This is a genomic window from Celerinatantimonas diazotrophica (assembly GCF_004339545.1).
GTDB classification, from domain to species: domain Bacteria; phylum Pseudomonadota; class Gammaproteobacteria; order Enterobacterales; family Celerinatantimonadaceae; genus Celerinatantimonas; species Celerinatantimonas diazotrophica.
On record NZ_SMGD01000004.1, the window covers coordinates 1 to 18,538 of the forward strand.

An 18,538-nucleotide genomic window follows, 5' to 3' on the forward strand; every position below is an offset into this window, starting at 1 on the left:
GAGACCCATCAGGGGCAGGGCTACAATGAGCTGCGCTTTGAGGACCAGGCGGAGAAGGAAGAAATCTTTATTCATGCGCAGAAAGACTTCAACAGTCACATCGAGCATGACCGCAAGGCTGAGATAGGTGAAGACGACCACCTGAGTGTGACCCGCAATCAGTTTCAGCGGGTCAAAGGCGATGCCCATCAGACCGTGGACGGGGAACACCGGGTGCATGTCCAGGGCGACCAGACTCAGGCGGTGGACCAGACCCTGCATATGAAGCAGGGCCGTTCTTTATTGGTAGAAGCAGGGCATGAGATCCACCTCAAAGCGGGCAGCAAAATGGTGCTCGAAAGTAGCTCAGAAATCACCCTCTCCGCTGGGGGAAGTTTCGTGAAAATCGATGCGTCGGGGGTTTCCATCGTCGGCCCGGCGATTAACCTCAACTCCGGTGGCAGTGCCGGCTCAGGCAGCGGCTATGCCGGACAAATCGCCAAACTGCCGGGCGATGTTGAGGCTGCAACAGAGCTTAAACCACAACTGGTTGCACCAACCACGCCAATCATGACTAGTCGACTGCCAGCGTTAGCGAATCTTGACGTCGCAGTCATGGAAGTATGTCAGCGAATGACCGATAACACATGTCCCCTGGACGACTGCCCATGCTTAAAGTGACTGTTTTATGCAATATATAATGCTATTAGATCAACTCCGAATAAATAACTGCGAACAATGGCTACGCTCTAACAATTATGAGATCACCCCTTTTTATTTAAATACTGAGTGGTCATTTCAAATTAAAAATTCGCCTTTTTTTATCACATTAGAGCAATCAGACATCCTTTGGAAAAGGTGGGAAGAGGACCCAAATTGGGCCAGTAGCGCCATTATCTACCAGCTAGAAGACGAAAACTTAGCTGAAACATTACAAGAGCAATTACGTAAAAACATCACGATAAAATCTCAGAGTGGCAAACTCTGGCTTTGTCGGTTTTACTCGCCTAACGTTTGGATGTCACTGTCAAAATCTCTCACTCAAGAGCAGTTGCAAACATTAAGTGGATGTGCCGACGCAATCTACCTATCGCCATCACTTTTACATGATAATCACCCGTTGATTCAACTTAACGACCCTGTGACTACATTCAATCAACTCAGTGTTTCAGATACCATAATAGAGGGGCTAATCGCGTGACCATGGAACATACGATCAAACCTGGTGAAACATTATCAGAACTTGCAAAATTATATGACACCAGCACCACTAAACTGCAAGAGCTCAATGCTGATCAAATCAAAGATATTAATGTTATATATGCCAATGATGTCATAAAAATTCCAGATAAGGTGAAAATTCCAGAAAAGGCAACAGATTTATTTTTTCCAAATATCGAGCCTTGTTATAAATTCTCCACTCAGAATCTTTCGAGTAAAGCTTGCAAGCCAAAGATCTATGTCGATGCGCTCTATGTTCCTAAATTGCCAAACTCAAATGGCAACAAAGTTATTTTATTGACAAAAGAAGCTCAAAAGGCTGTCAAAGAAGAAATGAATAGCTGCATGAGTGCCGTCAAAGGAAAAGATAATATTGGCATTATGAAAGGGCTATCTAAGCTAGGAATTTTAGATGGTATTAATACACATGCGCATGAAAAATTTTTAGATAAAGATGATAAATTAAATTATCGAACGGCATTAAACCTCTTGCTTTGGGTAAAAAATATTCTTCTTAATAAAGAGTATCTTACTTATAATGATCTGTATTCAAATGGCAAGCAAGAACAGATATCATTTCCTGGTGGAGATGAAAAAATAGGCTTTGATGATTACAAATCACAGATAATAAAAAAATTAAGTGAGTTAGATAAACAAAAAGAAACACAACTAAATATGCTTTATCAGCAAAGAGACAATTATAAATTAAGATATGACAAAATGAGTTCCAGTAGATTCTATACGGAAGAATCTAAAATCAAAGCATATGAGATGTGGAATGATACAAAACAAGATATTGTTGCATATAAAACAAACCACAAAAAGAAAGTTAACTCAGCACTTCGGTATATCATAAAAAACGCAATCGAATCATTATCTGACCATGCCGTTAAAAAATATGAACATAAAGCAAAACAAAATGCGCTAAAGAAACATTTCACCTCAGCCGACGGAAAAAAGCATACCTATCGTTTTTTTGTAGGAGCGAACAAACAGTATTACACTTCCAATAATGAAGTAGAAATATATAAAAAACTAAAGGCATTAAAATCTATTAGAAAATCAGTCGGCTTTCCTGATGAATTAATGATTCAGGATGTTGATATCAATACAAAAATACCTTACTTAACTCGCTCACACCTATACTATGTTCGCTGGAAAGAATGTATAAAAGAAATAGGCTCTAAAATAAAAACCTCTCTTGATTTTACTAGGTATATAGATTCTTATTATAGTATAGATGACACTAACGCTGGCATAGACAAAGATATAAAGGATTGGGTTAAATCTATCTACCAATTAAACCTCTCGGGGATCCTCATTAAAGAACAGGTTATGACAGAGAAAGAGTTATATCATGGACTCAGTGAAGTCGATGCCCTATCTTTCGATGAGAATGATCGTGTTAATGATATATTAGATAAAGTAAAATCACTATCAATACCGATTAAAGAAATGGGATATCAGTGTTGCTATGCGTTATATTTAAAATTAACTGAAATATCAACAAAAAGATTAAATGACTTCATTAAGCTAACAGGTGCGAGAAAATCACCATATCAGCAAGAACTGAGAAAGCTCGTCACCATTACCTCTTCCGTTCTGAATCGATACCGCGAAATAGAGAACAATATTAAAATAAAATGTCGAAGAGCCAAGTCAATCAAGGACATCATCATAGCTGATACATATATTCAGACTTCGGAAAATATCATATATGCGGATGACAACCCGATTCCTCATATCATCTGGAATGAAAATGAGTGGGTTCCAAAAGATAGAACCAATCTGATCTATAACGACTCAGGGAAAAATGAAATATTCCTAGTCGAATGTTCTCTGGCTTCAGAATCACAAGAGCAAACTGTGATCGGATATGTCCGTTCCAATTTGGGGATATTCCAAAAATTCTCTGATGAAAATAGCTTTACGGTCGATTTGCCAGCAATCAGTATTGGTGATGCCACTCAGGCTAAGTTCACTCGTAAATTTTTAGCAAAAGAATTTAAGAGAAAAGTAACAAACATCGCGCAAGAACAGCAAAGAGGCGCAAAAGAAAACAAAGAGCAAGGCGAAGATAAAGACTCTAAATCTGCCAAATTATCAACATCGCTGGCTTTGTATAGTCCAACAGGAGAACAAGCACAAGCACAAGCACAAGCACAATCTATTGCAGAAATCAGCGATAAGAAATTAACACCGTGGTTTGTAAGAGAAACTGATTTATTTGGCGTAAAAGGACGATGGGAAAGCGGCTCGCAAGCACAATTCTTTAGATTTATTCATGAGGCGAACTCAGGCCTCACCACTGACCCCAAAGTGCTCGGACAAAATAGTTCATTTACCGGGAAAGCCGTCTTAGCCCAGGCCTCATGGAACTTCGATTTTAAATACCCCAAAGATGGAACCGGCAAAAAATTCGATATTCCTTATATTTACCATGAAGATGGTCAACGTAAACATGCCTCCTATACGGCGGGGGAATATAAAATCCATGTGAATGGCAGCGTGCAAGGATTCCTAGGAGCCAGTATTGCCCTCTCAGAGCAAATGGAATTAGGATATAATTCAGCTGGTGAATTTGGAGTTAGAGGCGAATTTAAAAACGATGCAGGCGCGTTAGAGTCAAGCAATGAACCGATATCTCAAAACCCCGATGCTTATACCAAAGGGATTACAACGGGCATGAATGGCAGTGCTTCAGCCTTTGCGGGCATGCAATTTGGTGGCAATGTCGACTGTGAGTTTGACTGGTGTCCTCCTAAAAACGCAACACCATCGCATTTGACGACAGGCCAAGCGAAACAAGAACGTCACTTTCAAATGCTCGCCAAAGTTTCCTCTTCAGTGTCATTAAGCGCAGGAGCCGGAGTGAATGGTCAATGCCAGTTGGCATTTAAAAATGACTGCTTTATCATTGTGGTCTCGGCCTCAGCAACGTTTGGGATGGGTGCTGGAGGCAGTATCGGCCTTGAAATTAATCCTCTACAGGCCGATAACTTCTTTAAAACCATTTTAAATATCATGAATCAAGCCAACTACCGATATATTGAATTTTTCCATGAAGATGAGAATGATCCCGATGGAACATCCTCCTTTGCGGCCTTTAACAAAGTGCTCTCAGTCATGCTGATGATGGGGTTAACGGCAGGTGAGGTTTTATGTTTACCGTTTAAGCTGATTGACTCAATTCACACGCAATTACTAACGAAAGAAAGCTCATACTTAATCGCAGACTCAATCACCGATAAAGATCTAAAACAAGCGAACATCGATTTTTATAGAAAAGCACCGCCCGAGGTTCTAGCCCCTATTTTGACTTCATTGCTTCAGTACCATGAAGATAGCTTCTTTAACCATGAAAGAGAGAGCCTACTCATAAGAACTAAAAATGTACAGCAACAGGAAGCAATTTATAATATATTCAACTGGATCAATCCACAAGGAAACAGTAAAAACAAACGCCTCCTGATTGAAAGCATTCAACGAATAGGTTTAAGTAAAAATGAAGTGCTAGATAAATCTAAACAATGGGAACGATTTGGTCGATATTTTATTTGTATTATAAGCTTTTCATATAGAGTAGTTTCAAAATTAATTCAACAGGAGGTAACAAATATATCTGCAGATGCTCTGCACAATCACAATAGCTTAATAAATATTTGTTCAAACCTGATTTCCAATAAAATATTTTATTATTCCCCTAATTCACTTTCCACACCATCTAGGCCTATATTGGATATTAACGATAATAATTCATGCGTAACAATTATTAAGGATAAAAACTTAAGTAAAAAAATAGATGTATCAATAAACAGTACATTCCAATTGCTTAATTTGAATAATTACAGACTGGGCCAACATGATGAATAGAATATTAATCGCTTTATTTGGTATTCTTCTATCCGCTAACTGTTTAGCAAATATAAGTAAGGGGTTAAATTTTTTACAACATCATCAATATCAAAAAGCGGAACAGGTCTTTAATCAGCTCGCCGAACGAGGCAATGCCCATGCCATGTACTGGCTGGGCAATACCTATCAGCTAGAAGGCGGCATGAAACGGCTGGATGCTGGGAGAATTCTGCTCAGGGCGGCCCAAATGGGCGACCCTTGGGCGATGTATCGGTTAACACCAGATAACGGGCTTTCTTTTTGTTCCATTTGGCCTTGCAGTTCCAAGTGGAAAAGTAAAGCCGTAGAAGGTTGGGAAAAATTATCAAAGCAAGGCAATGGTAAGGCCACATTCGCCTTAATGTTTTTTCATGAAGAATACACCTTTTGGTATTGGTTGACCAGATGGATCCCAGGTATGGGGCAAGAGAAGCTCAACAAGATGGCGCTCAAAGCCTTTCACCAAGGTTATCAAGGCGCAGCTGTTTATTTATTTAACCATAATAAATCAGCTAATTTAAAATATTTGATACAGGCAGCCAAAAATAATTTCATCCCGGCTTATGCGAAATTAGCCATATACTATAAAGAAAAAAATAATGTTAACTTGATGAATAAATATAAGAATATAGCTATTCAGTCAGGTGATACGGGATTTATAAAGTTTTTATTCGATGTATATATACAAGGTATATTTGGATACAAAAAGGATTTTGACAAAGCATATTACTATGGGAAAATAACCATTTTATATGGAGATAATAACATATCTGAAGACTTTGGGGAAAATGCTCCTAAAGAATTTAGTTTATCGACAAAAGTCGCTAAAGATAAGCAAATTTTATTAACCCAAAAAGCGAAAGAATTCGTGCGCACCCACCCTCCATATCACTACTATGATGAGTTTTCTTTCCCATTTGATGTAATGAGATTCTAGTGTGTGATAATGCTTTATATAAAATTCTAGAGAAGTTTTGTCTACTTTAAATAAACCATGCAATTTCGATACTTATCCATAGCCACTTTATTATGCATTGCCATGAGCTTCCCGCTCCAGGCAATGCCTGCCATCCACAATGGGATCGATGCCCTGTGGCATCATCAATATAAAAAGGCAGAACAAGTCTTTAGCCAGCTGGCCGAACGAGGGAACGCTCATGCCATGTACTGGCTGGGCAATACTTATCAGCTAGAAGGCGGCATGAAACGGCTAGATGCGGGAAGAATACTATTGAAAGCCGCAGAGATGGGAGACCCATGGGCTATGGAGCGTTTAGATCCCGATAATGGGCTCTCGCTTTGCACCGTTTGGCCTTGTAATTCCAAATGGAAAAGTAGAGCTGTAGAAGGCTGGGAGAAATTATCAAAGCAAGGCGATGGTAAGGCCACATTTTCCTTAATGTTCCATAAAGAAAACACTTATTGGTATCGGTTTACCAGATGGATCCCAGGTATGGGGCAAGAGAAACTGAATCAGATGGCGCTCAAAGCCTTCCACCAAGGATATCAAGGTGCAGCGGTTTATTTATTTAACCATAATAAATCAGCTAACTTAAAATATTTGATACAGGCAGCCAAAAATAATTTCATTCCAGCTTATGCGAAATTAGCCATATACTATAAAGAAAAAAATAATGTTAACTTGATGAATAAATATAAGAATATAGCTATTCAGTCGGGTGATATGAGATTTATAAAGCTTTTATTCCATGTATATATACAAGGTATATTTAGATATAAAAAGGATTTTGACAAAGCCTATTACTATGGAAAAATAACTACTTTATATGGGGATGATGTGTCCGAAGTCTTTGGGAAAAATGCTCCTGAAGAATTTAGTTTATCGACAAAAGTCGCTAAAGATAATCAAGTTGTATTAACCCAAGAAGCAAAAGAATTTGTTCGCACGCACCCCCCATATCACTACTATGATGAGTTTTCCATCCCATTTAATGTGATGGACTTTTAATTGGTAGTAACTAGGGCATACAAATTTTCTATCTGCTTATTAAAAACATTCATGCAATCCAAATGTTTAAAAATAGCTGTTTTATTATGCTTTACTATTAGTTTCCCACTACAAGCCAAGCTCGCTATCCACAATGGGCTTGATGCCCTGTGGCATCATCAATATAAAAAGGCAGAACAAGTCTTTAGCCAGCTCGCCGAACAAGGGAATGCCCATGCTATGTATTGGTTAGGCAATACCTATCAACTGGAAGGTGGTATGAAACGGCTGGATGCCGGGAGAATTCTGCTCAGGGCAGCCCAAATGGGCGATCCTTGGGCGATGTATCGGTTGACGCCAGATAATGGGCTTTCTTTTTGTACCATTTGGCCTTGCAGTTCCAAGTGGAAAAGTAAAGCTGTAGAAGGTTGGGAGAAACTATCAAGGCAAGGCAATGGTAAGGCCACATTTTCCTTAATGTTTCATAAAGAAGACACTTATTGGTATCAATTTACCAGATGGATCCCGGGTATGGGACAAGAGAAGTTGAATCAGATGGCGCTCAAAGCATTTCATCAAGGGTATCTAGGTGCATCATTTTATTTAGCTAGGTATTCTAAAACCCATGACTTCAAATATATCATACAAGCTGCCAAAAAGGGCTTTGTTCCTGCTTATCGGGTGTTATCTGTATATTACAGGAAAACTGATAATATAAAACTATCAGAAATGTTTCAGAAAAAGGCGTTGCAATCAGGAGAGACTACCTTTATAAGCGTATTATTTCATACATATTTAAATGGGGGGAATGGTTACGATAGAAATATTGATAAGGCTTATTATTACGGCAAAATATCATCTTTCTATGGCGAAGATGTATCTGGATTCTTTAGAGCAGATAAGACTTCTAAAGACTTTAGTTTATCGACAAGGGTCGCAAAAGATAAGCAAATTGTATTCACCCAAAAAGCAAAAGAATTTGTTCGCACCCACCCTCCATATCACTACTATGATGAATTTTCTTTTCCATTTGATGTAATGAAGTTTTAATAAATAGATGGGTAGGGTATATAAATGTCCTATCTGCTTATTAAAAATACTGATGCAATCTCAATACTTAAAAATAACCGCTCTATTGTGCTTTACTATTAGTTTCCCACTACAAGCAAAGTTCGCTATCCACAATGGGCTTGATGCCCTGTGGCATCACCACTACCAAAAAGCCGAACAGGTGTTTCAAACGCTTGGTGAACAAGGGAATGCCCATGCTATGTATTGGTTAGGCAACACCTATCAACTGGAAGGTGGTATGAAACGGCTGGATGCCGGGAGAATTCTGCTCAGGGCAGCCCAAATGGGCGATCCTTGGGCGATGTATCGGTTGACGCCAGATAATGGGCTTTCTTTTTGTACCATTTGGCCTTGCAGTTCCAAGTGGAAAAGTAAAGCTGTAGAAGGTTGGGAGAAACTATCAAGGCAAGGCAATGGTAAGGCCACATTTTCCTTAATGTTTCATAAAGAAGACACTTATTGGTATCGGTTTACCAGATGGATCCCTGGTATGGGGCAAGAGAAACTCAACAAGATCGCGCTCAAAGCCTTTCATCAAGGCTATCAAGGTGCAGCTGTTTATTTATTTAATCATAATAAATCAGCTAACTTACAATATCTAATACAAGCAGCCAAAAATAATTTCATCCCAGCTTATGCGAAACTAGCTATATACTATAAAGAAAAAAACAATGTTAACTTGATGAATAAATATAAGAATATAGCTATTCAATCAGGAGATATGGGATTTATAAAGTTTTTATTCTATGTGTATATACAAGGTAATTTAGGATATAATAAGGATTTTAACAAAGCTTATTACTATGGCAAAATAACCACTTTATATGGAGATAATAATATATCCGAAGCCTTTGGGAAAAATGCTCCTAAAGAATTTAGCTTATCGACAAAGGTCGCTAAAGATAAGCAGATTGTATTCACCCAAAAAGCGAAAGAATTCGTGCGCACTCATCCCCCTTATCACTACTATGATGAGTTTTCTTTCCCATTTGATGTGATGGACTTTTAATCGGTAGTAACTAGGGCATACAAATTTTCTATCTGCTTATTAAAAATATTCATGCAATCCCAATGTTTAAAAATAGCTGTTTTATTATGCTTTGCTATGAGTTTCTCACTACAAGCCAAGCTCGCTATCCATCATGGGCTTGATGCCCTGTGGCATCACCACTACCAAAAGGCAGAACAAGTCTTTAACCAGCTAGCGGAACAAGGCAATGCCCATGCCATGTATTGGTTGGGTAACACCTATCAGCTGGAAGGTGGTATGAAACGATTGGATGCCGGGAGAATTCTTCTCAAAGCCGCCCAAATGGGTGATCCTTGGGCGATGAATCGTTTGGATCCAGATAATGGACTTTCTCTTTGTACCATTTGGCCTTGCAGTTCCAAGTGGAAAAGTAAAGCCATAGCGATCTGGAAGCGGCAATCAAAAGAAGGGAATGGTAAAGCGACATTTGCCTTAATGTTCCATAAAGACAATAGCTATTGGTATCGATTTACAAAGTGGCTTCCGGGTATGGGGCAAGAAAGACTTAATAAAATGGCACTTAAAGCATTTCATCAAGGGTATCTAGGTGCATCGTTTTATTTAGTTAGGTATTCTAAAACCCATGACTTCAAATATATTATACAAGCTGCCAAAAAGGGATTTATTCCTGCTTATCGGGTATTATCTGTATATTACAGAAAAGTCAATGATATTAAATCATCAGAAATGTATCAGAAAAAATCCTTGCAATCAGGAGAAACCACTTTTATAAGCGTATTATTTCACACATACTTAAATGGGAGGGATAGTTACGATAGAAATATTAATAAAGCTTATTACTATGGTAAAATTTCATCATTCTATGGCGAAGATGTATCTGGATTCTTTAGAATAGATGGTCCTAAAGAATTTAGATTATCTGCAAAGGTGGCAAAAGATAAGCAACTTGTATTAGCTCAGAAAGCAAAAGAATTTGTTCGTACCCACCCCCCATATCACTACTATGATGAGTTTTCTTTCCCATTTGGTGTAATGAGATTCTAGCAGTAATACCGTTGTTTTATATAAAATTTTATAGAAGGTTTATCTACTTTAAATATCCAATGCAATCTCGATACTTATCTATAGCTATCTTATTATGCATTGCCATGAGCTTCCCACTTCAGGCAATGCCTACCATCCACAATGGGCTTGATGCCCTGTGGCATCACCACTACCAAAAAGCCGAACAGGTGTTTCAAACGCTTGGTGAACAAGGGAATGCCCATGCTATGTACTGGCTGGGTAATACCTACCAGTTGGAAGGCGGCATGAAACGGCTGGATGCTGGGAGAATTCTGCTCAGGGCGGCCGAAATGAGCGACCCTTGGGCGATGTATCGTCTTTATACCAAAAACCCGTATTCTCTTTGCACCGTTTGGCCCTGTAGTTCAAAATGGGATAGTAAGGCTGTAGCAATTTGGGAAAGACAATCCAATGGGGGCAACGGAAAGGCAACATTTGCCCTCGCATTACGTAAAGCAAGAACCTTTTGGTATAATGTTACAAAGTGGCTTCCGGGTATGGGACAAGAGAAGTTGAATAAAATGGCACTTAAAGCCTTTCACCAAGGGTACTTGGGAGCATCCTATTATATAGCAAATCATTCTACACCTCATGATTTCAAATATATCATACAGGCTGCAAGTGCTGGTTTTATCCCTGCTTACCGAGTATTGACGGTACACTACAAAAAAACAAATAACATTCAATTAGCTGAAAAATATCAGAAAAAAGCACTGCAATCAGGTGAGACTGACTTTATAAGCTTATTATTCCACGCGCATATGCAAGGTGCTCTGGGATATAGTAAAAATCCTGAAAAAGCCTATTACTATGGCAAAATATCATCATTCTATGGTGAAGATGTATCTGGATTTTTTAGAGCAGATAAAAGTTCTAAAGAATTTAGTTTATCGACAAAGGTCGCAAAAGATAAGCAGATTGTATTAACCCAAAAAGCAAAAGAATTTGTTCGCACCCACCCTCCATATCACTACTATGATGAATTTTCTTTTCCAATTTATGCAATGAGATTCTAGTGTGTGCTAATGCTTTATATAAAATTCTAGAGAAGTTTTGTCTACTTTAAATAAACCATGCAATTTCGATACTTATCCATAGCCACTTTATTATGCATTGCCATGAGCTTCCCGCTCCAGGCAATGCCTGCCATCCACAATGGGATCGATGCCCTGTGGCATCACCACTACCAAAAGGCAGAGCAGGTCTTTAGCCAGCTCGCCGAACAAGGCAATGCTCATGCCATGTACTGGCTCGGCAATACCTATCAGCTGGAAGGAGGCATGAAACGGCTGGATGCCGGGAGAATTTTTCTAAAAGCCGCCAACATGGGGGACCCATGGGCGATGTATCGTCTTTACACCAAAAATCCGTATTCACTTTGCACCGTTTGGCCATGTGATTCTAAATGGGACAGTAAAGCTGTAGAAATCTGGGAAAAACAATCCAAACAAGGCAACGGAAAGGCAACATTTGCCCTTGCATTACGTAAAGACAGAACCTTTTGGTATAATGTCACAAAATGGCTCCCTGGTATGGGGCAAGAGAAACTGAATCAGATGGCGCTCAAAGCCTTCCACCAAGGATATCAAGGTGCAGCGGTTTATTTATTTAACCATAATAAATCAGCTAACTTACAATATCTAATACAGGCAGCCAAAAATAATTTCATTCCAGCTTATGCGAAACTAGCCATATACTATAAAGAAAAAAATAATGTTAACTTGATGAATAAATATAAGAATATAGCGATTCAGTCAGGTGATACGGGATTTATAAAGTTTTTATTCTATGTGTATATACAAGGTGATTTGGTATATAAAAAAGATTTTGACAAAGCTTATTATTATGGAAAAATAACTATTTTATATGGAGATAATAACATATCTGAAGCCTTTGGGGAAAATGCCCCTAAAGAATTTAGATTATCCGCAAAGGTCGCAAAAGATAAGCAGATTGTATTAACCCAAAAAGCAAAAGAATTTGTGCGCACCCACCCTCCATATCACTACTATGATGAATATTCTTTCCCATTTGATGGGATGGACTTTTAATTGGTAGTAGTCAGGGGATACATATTTCCTATCTGCTTATTAAAAATATTCATGCAATCTCGATACTTATCCATAGTCACCTTATTATACATTGTCGTGAGCTTCCCGCTCCAGGCAATGCCTGGCATCCACAATGGGCTTGATGCCCTGTGGCATCACCACTACCAAAAAGCCGAAAAGGTCTTTCAAGAGCTTGGTGAACAAGGGGATGCCCATGCCATGTATTGGTTAGGCAATACCTACCAGTTGGAAGGCGGGATGAAACGACTAGATGCGGGAAGAATATTATTGAAAGCAGCAAGGATGGGAGATCCATGGGCAATGGATCGATTAGATCCAGATAATGCTTTTTCTTTTTGCTCATTCTGGCCCTGTAATTCTAAATGGCGAGATAAAGCATTAGAAGGTTGGAAGAAATTGTCGAAAGAAGGTAATGGCAAAGCAACATTTGCTTTATTGCTTCAAAAAGAAGATAGCTATTGGTATCGATTTACGAAGTGGTTACCTGGTATGGGCCAACAAAAGTTAAATAAAATGGCTATAAAGTCCTACCAACAAGGTTATCAAGGGGCCTCTATTTATTTAATAATAGAAATTATAATAAGGTAGAATATCTAAGTCGAGCAGCCGTTAGTGGTTTCATCCCTGCATATAGTTTACTTTCTACTTTTTATAATTCTAAAAACTTAATACTCAGAGATAAATATGAGAACAAATCAATTCAAGAAGGTGATGTAAGCTTTATCAGATATTTATTTTTAAGTTACCTCCATGGTTGGGGCAATAGAGAAAAAAACTTTGAAAAGGCGTACTATTATGGAAAAATAGTATGGCTTTATGGAGAAGATTTATCAGTCTATTTTAAAAAAAGTGGCTCAAAAGACTACCAATTAGATACAAAGTTATCTAAAAATAAGGAGGAATTATTAGATTCTTTAGCCCGAAAATTTGTTAAAGAACATAAACCTTATTATTATTATTATGAGTATAGCCAGCCATGGGGACTCTTTCGATATTAAGTAATATAATAGAGTTTTGTACTTATTCTTAATGCTAATGTAATTAGATTCTAGTGTGTGATAATGCTTTATATAAACTTCTAGAGAAGTTTTGTCTACTTTAAATAAACCATGCAATTTCGATACTTATCCATAGCCACTTTATTATGCATTGCCATGAGCTTCCCACTTCAGGCAATGCCTGCCATCCACAATGGGCTTGATGCCCTGTGGCATCATCAATATAAAAAGGCTGAGCAAGTCTTTAGCCAGCTCGCCGAACAAGGGGATGCCCATGCCATGTACTGGCTGGGCAATACTTATCAGCTGGAAGGCGGCATGAAACGGCTAGATGCGGGAAGAATATTATTGAAAGCAGCAAAGATGGGAGATCCATGGGCAATGGATCGATTAGATCCAGAGAATGCTTTTTCTTTTTGCTCATTCTGGCCCTGTAATTCTAAATGGCGAGATAAAGCATTAGAAGGTTGGAAGAAATTGTCAAAACAAGGCAATGGCAAAGCCACATTTGCCTTATTACTTCACAAAGAAAATACCTATTGGTATCGATTTACGAAATGGTTACCAGGAATGGGGCAAGAAAAATTAAATGAAATGGCTATTAAAGCCTATAATCAAGGTTACCAAGGAGCTTCTATTTATTTGTTTAATAATATTAATAAACCAGTAAATAAAAAATTAGAAACTATTATAAACGCTGCAGAGAACAAATTCAAACCATCATATAAAATATTAGCCTCATATTATTCCAATAAAAATAATAATTTAGCAAATAAATACTTGGGTAAATCGGTAAAAATAGGTGATCTAAAAATACTAAATGTATTGTTTACATGTTATTCAAATGGTTGGATTTATACGAAAGATTATAACAAAGCTTATTACTACGGGAAAATCCTTGCATTATATGGCAAGGATATGAGTCCTTTTTTTCAGAATACAGGACCAAAGGAATATCGATTAAATTCTAGAATACCAGTTCCTAAACAAAGAGAATTGATAATTAAAGCACAAATTTATGTTAAAAATCATCGTCCCTATCATTACTATGATGAATTTAGCCAACCATGGGGACTCTTTCGATATTAAGTAATATAATAGAGTATTATACTTAATGCTGATTTGATGTAATGAGATTCTAGCAGTAATACCGTCGTTTTATATAAAATTCTAGAGAAGGTTTGCCTAGTTTAAATAAACCATGCGATATCGATACCTATCTATAGCCACCTTGATGTGCATTGCCATGAGCTTCCCACTTCAGGCAATGCCTACCATCCACAATGGGCTTGATGCTCTGAGGCATCACCACTACCAAAAAGCCGAACAGGTGTTTCAAACGCTTGGTGAACAAGGCAATGCCCATGCTATGTACTGGCTGGGCAACACCTATCAGCTGGAAGGCGGCATGAAAAGATTGGATGCCGGGGAGATTTTTCTAAAAGCCGCCAATATGGGCGACCCCTGGGCGATGTATCGTCTTTACACCAAAAATCCCTATTCACTTTGCACCGTTTGGCCTTGTAGCTCAAAATGGGATAGCAAGGCTGCAGCAATTTGGGAGAGACAATCCAAACAAGGCAATGGAAAGGCAACATTTGCCCTTGCATTACGTAAAGCAAGAACCTTTTGGTATAATGTCACAATATGGATCCCTGGTATGGGACAAGAAAAACTTAATAAAATGGCGCTTAAAGCTTTTCACCAAGGATATCAAGGTGCAGCAGTTTATTTATTTAATCATGACAAGTCGAAATATATAAAATATATCATACAATCTTCAGAAAATGGTTTTAAACCCGCTTATAATATATTGTCAACATATTACGAGTCCAAAAAAGACATTAAATCAATGAATAAATATAAGCATATTTCTGTTCACTTAGGTGATATGAAATTTATAAGATATCTGTTTATATCATACTTACATGGTTGGGGTGGCTATGAGAAAAATTTGGATAGAGCATATTACTATGGCAAAATTTCTACTCTCTATGGTGAAGATTTATCTATATACTATGACAAGCATGGGCTTAATAAGTATAGATTAGATGAAAAAATTTCAAATGAACGAAAAGAATTATTGTCAAAAAAGGCAAAAGAATTTGTTCGCACTCATCCCCCATATCACTACTATGATGAGTTTTCTTTCCCATTCTACGTAATGAGATTCCAGTAAATAATATCGCTGTCTATGAAACATTTCATCTAATTTAAAATATCCAATGCAATCTCGATACTTATCCATAGCTATCTTATTATGCATTGCCATGAGCTTCCCACTTCAGGCAATGCCTACCATCCACAATGGGCTTGATGCCCTGTGGCATCACCACTACCAAAAAGCCGAACAGGTGTTTCAAACGCTTAGTGAACAAGGGAATGCCCATGCCATGTACTGGCTAGGCAATACCTACCAGCTGGAAGGTGGTATGAAACGGCTGGACGCCGGGGAGATTTTTCTAAAGGCCGCCAATATGGGCGACCCCTGGGCGATGTATCGTCTTTACACCAAAAACCCCTATTCACTTTGCACCGTTTGGCCTTGTAGCTCAAAATGGGATAGCAAGGCTGCAGCAATTTGGGAGAGACAATCCAAACAAGGCAATGGAAAGGCAACATTTGCCCTCGTTTTACGCAAGGAAAGAACTTTTTGGTATAATGTCACAAAATGGCTCCCGGGCATGGGACAAGAGAAGCTTAACAAGATCGCTCTCAAAGCCTTTCACCAAGGGTATCTAGGGGCAGCGGTTTATTTATTCAATCATGATAACACCGATAATACAAAATATCTGACTCAAGCTGCTAAGAGCAATTTTATTCCAGCCTATAATAGGCTAGCCATATATTACAAAAATAAAGGCATTGTTAAGCTAATGAATAAATTTGAAAAAATGGCAGTCCAGTCAGGAGATAAAAGTTTTATACGGTTTTTATTTTTTGCATATATGCAAGGTGTAGTTGGGTATAATAAAGATTTTGAAAAAGCCTATTACTATGGAAAAATAACTTCTCTATATGGAGATGATATATCTGATTTTTTCAAAGGTTTTAACTTGTCGTCAAAGCTAACAAAAGACAAACAAATCATATTGACCCAAAAAGCGAAGGAATTTGTCCGCAGCCACCCCCCTTATCACTACTATGATGAGTTTTCTTTCCCATTTGATGTAATGAAATTCAAGTAGATGATATAGCTATCTATGAAACATTTCATCTGATTTAAAATATCTAATGCAATCTCGATACTTATCCATAGTTATCTTATTATGCATTGCCATGAGCTTCCCGATTCGGGCAATGCCAGCCATCCACAATGGGCTTGATGCCCTGTCGCATCACCACTACCAAAAGGCAGAACAAGTCTTTAGCCAGCTAGCGGAACAAGGAGATGCCCATGCCATGTATTGGTTAGGCAACACCTATCAACTGGAAGGCGGTATGAAAAGGCTGGACGCCGGGGAGATTTTTCTAAAGGCCGCAAATATGGGGGACCCCTGGGCGATGTATCGTCTTTATACTAAAAATCCCTATTCACTTTGCACCGTATGGCCCTGTAGCTCAAAATGGGATAGCAAGGCTGTTGAAATTTGGGAGCGACAATCCAAACAAGGCAATGGAAAGGCAACATTTGCCCTCGCATTACGTAAAGCAAGAACCTTTTGGTATAATGTTACAAAGTGGCTTCCGGGCATGGGACAAGAAAAACTTAATAAAATGGCGCTCAAATCCTTTCATCAAGGGTATCAAGGTGCAGCTGTTTATTTATTTAATCATAATAAATCAGCCAACTTAAAATATTTGATACAGGCAGCCAAAAATAATTTCATCCCAGCTTATGGTAAATTAGCCATATATTATAATGACAAAAAAACATTACTTTAATGAATAAATATAATAAAATGGCAATTCAATCTGGTGATGAAAAATATATAAGTTTTTTATTCTTTGCGTATCTACAAGGGGTACCTGGATATAATAAAAATCTTGAAAAAGCCTATTACTATGGCAAAATAACTTCATTATATGGAGATGATGTATCAGGATTTTTTAGAGCAGATAAGAGCTCTAAAGACTTTAGTTTATCGACAAAGGTCGCAAAAAATAAGCAGATTGTATTAACCCAAAAAGCAAAAGAATTTGTGCGCACCCACCCTCCATATCACTACTATGATGAATATTCTTTCCCATTTGATGGGATGGACTTTTAATTGGTAGTAGTCAGGGGATACATATTTCCTATCTGCTTATTAAAAATATTCATGCAATCTCGATACTTATCCATAGTCACCTTATTATACATTGTCGTGAGCTTCCCGCTCCAGGCAATGCCTGGCATCCACAATGGGCTTGATGCCCTGTGGCATCACCACTACCAAAAAGCCGAAAAGGTCTTTCAAGAGCTTGGTGAACAAGGGGATGCCCATGCCATGTATTGGTTAGGCAATACCTATCAACTGGAAGGCGGTATGAAACGACTGGATGCCGGGGAGATTTTTCTAAAGGCCGCTAATATGGGCGACCCATGGGCGATGTATCGTCTTTACACCAAAAATCCGTATTCACTTTGCACCGTTTGGCCATGTAGCTCAAAATGGGACAGTAAGGCTGCAGAAATCTGGGAGAAACAATCAAAAGAGGGGAATGGTAAAGCGACATTTGCCCTCGTTTTACGCAAGGAAAGAACATATTGGTATAATGTTACAAAATGGCTTCCGGGTATGGGACAAGAGCAACTGAATCAAATGGCACTCAAAGCCTTTCATCAAGGGTATCAAGGTGCAGCTGTTTATTTATTTAATCATAATAAATCAGCCAACTTAAAATATTTGACACAGGCAGCCAAAAATAATTTCATCCCAGCTTATGCGAAACTAGCTATATACTATAAAGGAAAAAACAATATTAATTTTATGAATAAATATAAGAATATAGCTATTCAATCAGGGGATACGGGATTTATAAAATTTTTGTTCGATGTGTATATACAAGGTATATTTAGTTATAAAAAGGATTTTGACAAAGCCTATTACTATGGAAAAATAACCACTTTATATGGAGATGATGTATCCGAATTCTTTGGGGAAAATGCTCCTAAAGAATTTAGATTATCCGCAAAGGTCGCAAAAGATAAGCAGATTGTACTCACCCAAAAAGCAAAAGAATTTGTTCGCACCCACCCCCCATATCACTACTATGATGAATTTTCTTTTCCAATTTATGCAATGAGATTCTAGTGGGTGATAATGCTTTATATTAAATTCTAGAGAAGGTTTGCCTAGTTTAAATAAACCATGCG

The 18,538-nt window shown here is 38.1% G+C and carries 18 protein-coding genes and 1 pseudogene; 18 read left to right on the forward strand and 1 reads right to left on the reverse strand.

Annotated elements, in window-relative coordinates:
• Positions 1-63 precede the first annotated feature (63 nt).
• From EV690_RS18680 to EV690_RS01820, 10 genes and pseudogenes are all read left to right on the forward strand, one after another.
• Positions 64-246, forward strand: a pseudogene (locus EV690_RS18680) (bacteriophage T4 gp5 trimerisation domain-containing protein); the annotation flags it as partial.
• Positions 247-261: 15 nt separating this feature from the next.
• Complete coding sequence (locus EV690_RS01780) at positions 262-660, forward strand: type VI secretion protein VgrG (RefSeq protein ID WP_131911239.1); 399 nt, start codon at positions 262-264, stop codon at positions 658-660.
• Positions 661-667: 7 nt separating this feature from the next.
• Entirely contained in the window at positions 668-1,180 is a 513-nt protein-coding gene (locus EV690_RS01785; RefSeq protein WP_131911240.1) for a DUF4123 domain-containing protein, read from the forward strand.
• Positions 1,177-5,073 carry a LysM peptidoglycan-binding domain-containing protein gene (locus tag EV690_RS01790; protein WP_131911241.1) on the forward strand — a complete coding sequence of 1,299 codons (3,897 nt, stop codon included), beginning with the start codon at positions 1,177-1,179 and terminating at the stop codon, positions 5,071-5,073. Before EV690_RS01785 ends, EV690_RS01790 begins: the two co-directional genes overlap by 4 nt.
• A complete protein-coding gene (locus tag EV690_RS01795; RefSeq protein ID WP_131911242.1) occupies positions 5,063-6,031 on the forward strand; it encodes an SEL1-like repeat protein in 969 nt (322 codons plus the stop codon). The genes EV690_RS01790 and EV690_RS01795 overlap by 11 nt, the downstream gene beginning before the upstream one ends.
• 102 nt (positions 6,032-6,133) lie before the next feature.
• Positions 6,134-7,063 (forward strand): SEL1-like repeat protein, encoded by a 930-nt coding sequence (locus EV690_RS01800; protein ID WP_131911243.1) that lies wholly within the window; start codon positions 6,134-6,136, stop codon positions 7,061-7,063.
• Positions 7,064-7,114: 51 nt separating this feature from the next.
• The gene (locus tag EV690_RS01805) at positions 7,115-8,092 is read left to right on the forward strand and encodes a tetratricopeptide repeat protein (RefSeq protein ID WP_131911244.1); all 978 of its coding nucleotides are present in this window, start codon (positions 7,115-7,117) and stop codon (positions 8,090-8,092) included.
• Between the two features lie 52 nt (positions 8,093-8,144).
• Positions 8,145-9,122, forward strand: a complete 978-nt coding sequence (locus EV690_RS01810) for an SEL1-like repeat protein (RefSeq protein WP_131911245.1) — start codon at positions 8,145-8,147, stop codon at positions 9,120-9,122.
• Between the two features lie 51 nt (positions 9,123-9,173).
• Positions 9,174-10,148: an SEL1-like repeat protein gene (locus EV690_RS01815; RefSeq protein WP_131911246.1), complete on the forward strand. Its 975-nt coding sequence runs from the start codon at positions 9,174-9,176 to the stop codon at positions 10,146-10,148.
• 104 nt (positions 10,149-10,252) lie between these two features.
• Complete coding sequence (locus EV690_RS01820; RefSeq protein WP_131911247.1) at positions 10,253-11,185, forward strand: SEL1-like repeat protein; 933 nt, start codon at positions 10,253-10,255, stop codon at positions 11,183-11,185.
• Between the two features lie 90 nt (positions 11,186-11,275).
• Here the strand turns inward: EV690_RS01820 and EV690_RS18525 are convergent, their stop codons facing one another.
• Complete coding sequence (locus tag EV690_RS18525; RefSeq protein WP_263433839.1) at positions 11,276-11,407, reverse strand: hypothetical protein; 132 nt, start codon at positions 11,405-11,407, stop codon at positions 11,276-11,278.
• A 3-nt stretch (positions 11,408-11,410) separates the two neighbouring features.
• Here EV690_RS18525 and EV690_RS01825 point away from each other — a divergent pair, with 3 nt between their 5' ends.
• From EV690_RS01825 to EV690_RS01860, 8 genes are all read left to right on the forward strand, one after another.
• Positions 11,411-12,220, forward strand: coding sequence for an SEL1-like repeat protein (locus EV690_RS01825; protein WP_165872627.1), 810 nt, complete (start codon positions 11,411-11,413; stop codon positions 12,218-12,220).
• 96 nt (positions 12,221-12,316) lie between these two features.
• Complete coding sequence (locus EV690_RS01830) at positions 12,317-12,829, forward strand: SEL1-like repeat protein (RefSeq protein ID WP_207907499.1); 513 nt, start codon at positions 12,317-12,319, stop codon at positions 12,827-12,829.
• Between the two features lie 566 nt (positions 12,830-13,395).
• Positions 13,396-14,328 (forward strand): SEL1-like repeat protein, encoded by a 933-nt coding sequence (locus EV690_RS01835; RefSeq protein ID WP_131911250.1) that lies wholly within the window; start codon positions 13,396-13,398, stop codon positions 14,326-14,328.
• Positions 14,329-14,485: 157 nt separating this feature from the next.
• Positions 14,486-15,418 carry an SEL1-like repeat protein gene (locus tag EV690_RS01840; RefSeq protein WP_131911251.1) on the forward strand — a complete coding sequence of 311 codons (933 nt, stop codon included), beginning with the start codon at positions 14,486-14,488 and terminating at the stop codon, positions 15,416-15,418.
• Positions 15,419-15,509: 91 nt separating this feature from the next.
• Positions 15,510-16,427, forward strand: coding sequence for an SEL1-like repeat protein (locus EV690_RS01845; RefSeq protein ID WP_131911252.1), 918 nt, complete (start codon positions 15,510-15,512; stop codon positions 16,425-16,427).
• A 91-nt stretch (positions 16,428-16,518) separates the two neighbouring features.
• Positions 16,519-17,124, forward strand: coding sequence for an SEL1-like repeat protein (locus EV690_RS01850; protein ID WP_131911253.1), 606 nt, complete (start codon positions 16,519-16,521; stop codon positions 17,122-17,124).
• Between the two features lie 17 nt (positions 17,125-17,141).
• Positions 17,142-17,450 carry a hypothetical protein gene (locus EV690_RS01855; protein ID WP_131911254.1) on the forward strand — a complete coding sequence of 103 codons (309 nt, stop codon included), beginning with the start codon at positions 17,142-17,144 and terminating at the stop codon, positions 17,448-17,450.
• Between the two features lie 96 nt (positions 17,451-17,546).
• Positions 17,547-18,476: a sel1 repeat family protein gene (locus EV690_RS01860; protein WP_207907500.1), complete on the forward strand. Its 930-nt coding sequence runs from the start codon at positions 17,547-17,549 to the stop codon at positions 18,474-18,476.
• The last annotated feature ends 62 nt before the right edge of the window (positions 18,477-18,538 follow it).

Coding starts and splice junctions, on each gene's coding strand:
- EV690_RS01780 (WP_131911239.1), top strand. CDS start 262: ATGAAGCAGGGCCGTTCTTTATTGGTAGAAGCAGGGCATGAGATCCAC.
- EV690_RS01785 (WP_131911240.1), top strand. CDS start 668: ATGCAATATATAATGCTATTAGATCAACTCCGAATAAATAACTGCGAA.
- EV690_RS01795 (WP_131911242.1), top strand. CDS start 5,063: ATGATGAATAGAATATTAATCGCTTTATTTGGTATTCTTCTATCCGCT.
- EV690_RS01800 (WP_131911243.1), top strand. CDS start 6,134: ATGAGCTTCCCGCTCCAGGCAATGCCTGCCATCCACAATGGGATCGAT.
- EV690_RS01805 (WP_131911244.1), top strand. CDS start 7,115: ATGCAATCCAAATGTTTAAAAATAGCTGTTTTATTATGCTTTACTATT.
- EV690_RS01810 (WP_131911245.1), top strand. CDS start 8,145: ATGCAATCTCAATACTTAAAAATAACCGCTCTATTGTGCTTTACTATT.
- EV690_RS01815 (WP_131911246.1), top strand. CDS start 9,174: ATGCAATCCCAATGTTTAAAAATAGCTGTTTTATTATGCTTTGCTATG.
- EV690_RS01820 (WP_131911247.1), top strand. CDS start 10,253: ATGAGCTTCCCACTTCAGGCAATGCCTACCATCCACAATGGGCTTGAT.
- EV690_RS18525 (WP_263433839.1), bottom strand. CDS start 11,407: ATGAGCATTGCCTTGTTCGGCGAGCTGGCTAAAGACCTGCTCTGCCTT.
- EV690_RS01825 (WP_165872627.1), top strand. CDS start 11,411: ATGTACTGGCTCGGCAATACCTATCAGCTGGAAGGAGGCATGAAACGG.
- EV690_RS01835 (WP_131911250.1), top strand. CDS start 13,396: ATGAGCTTCCCACTTCAGGCAATGCCTGCCATCCACAATGGGCTTGAT.
- EV690_RS01840 (WP_131911251.1), top strand. CDS start 14,486: ATGAGCTTCCCACTTCAGGCAATGCCTACCATCCACAATGGGCTTGAT.
- EV690_RS01845 (WP_131911252.1), top strand. CDS start 15,510: ATGAGCTTCCCACTTCAGGCAATGCCTACCATCCACAATGGGCTTGAT.
- EV690_RS01850 (WP_131911253.1), top strand. CDS start 16,519: ATGAGCTTCCCGATTCGGGCAATGCCAGCCATCCACAATGGGCTTGAT.
- EV690_RS01855 (WP_131911254.1), top strand. CDS start 17,142: ATGGCAATTCAATCTGGTGATGAAAAATATATAAGTTTTTTATTCTTT.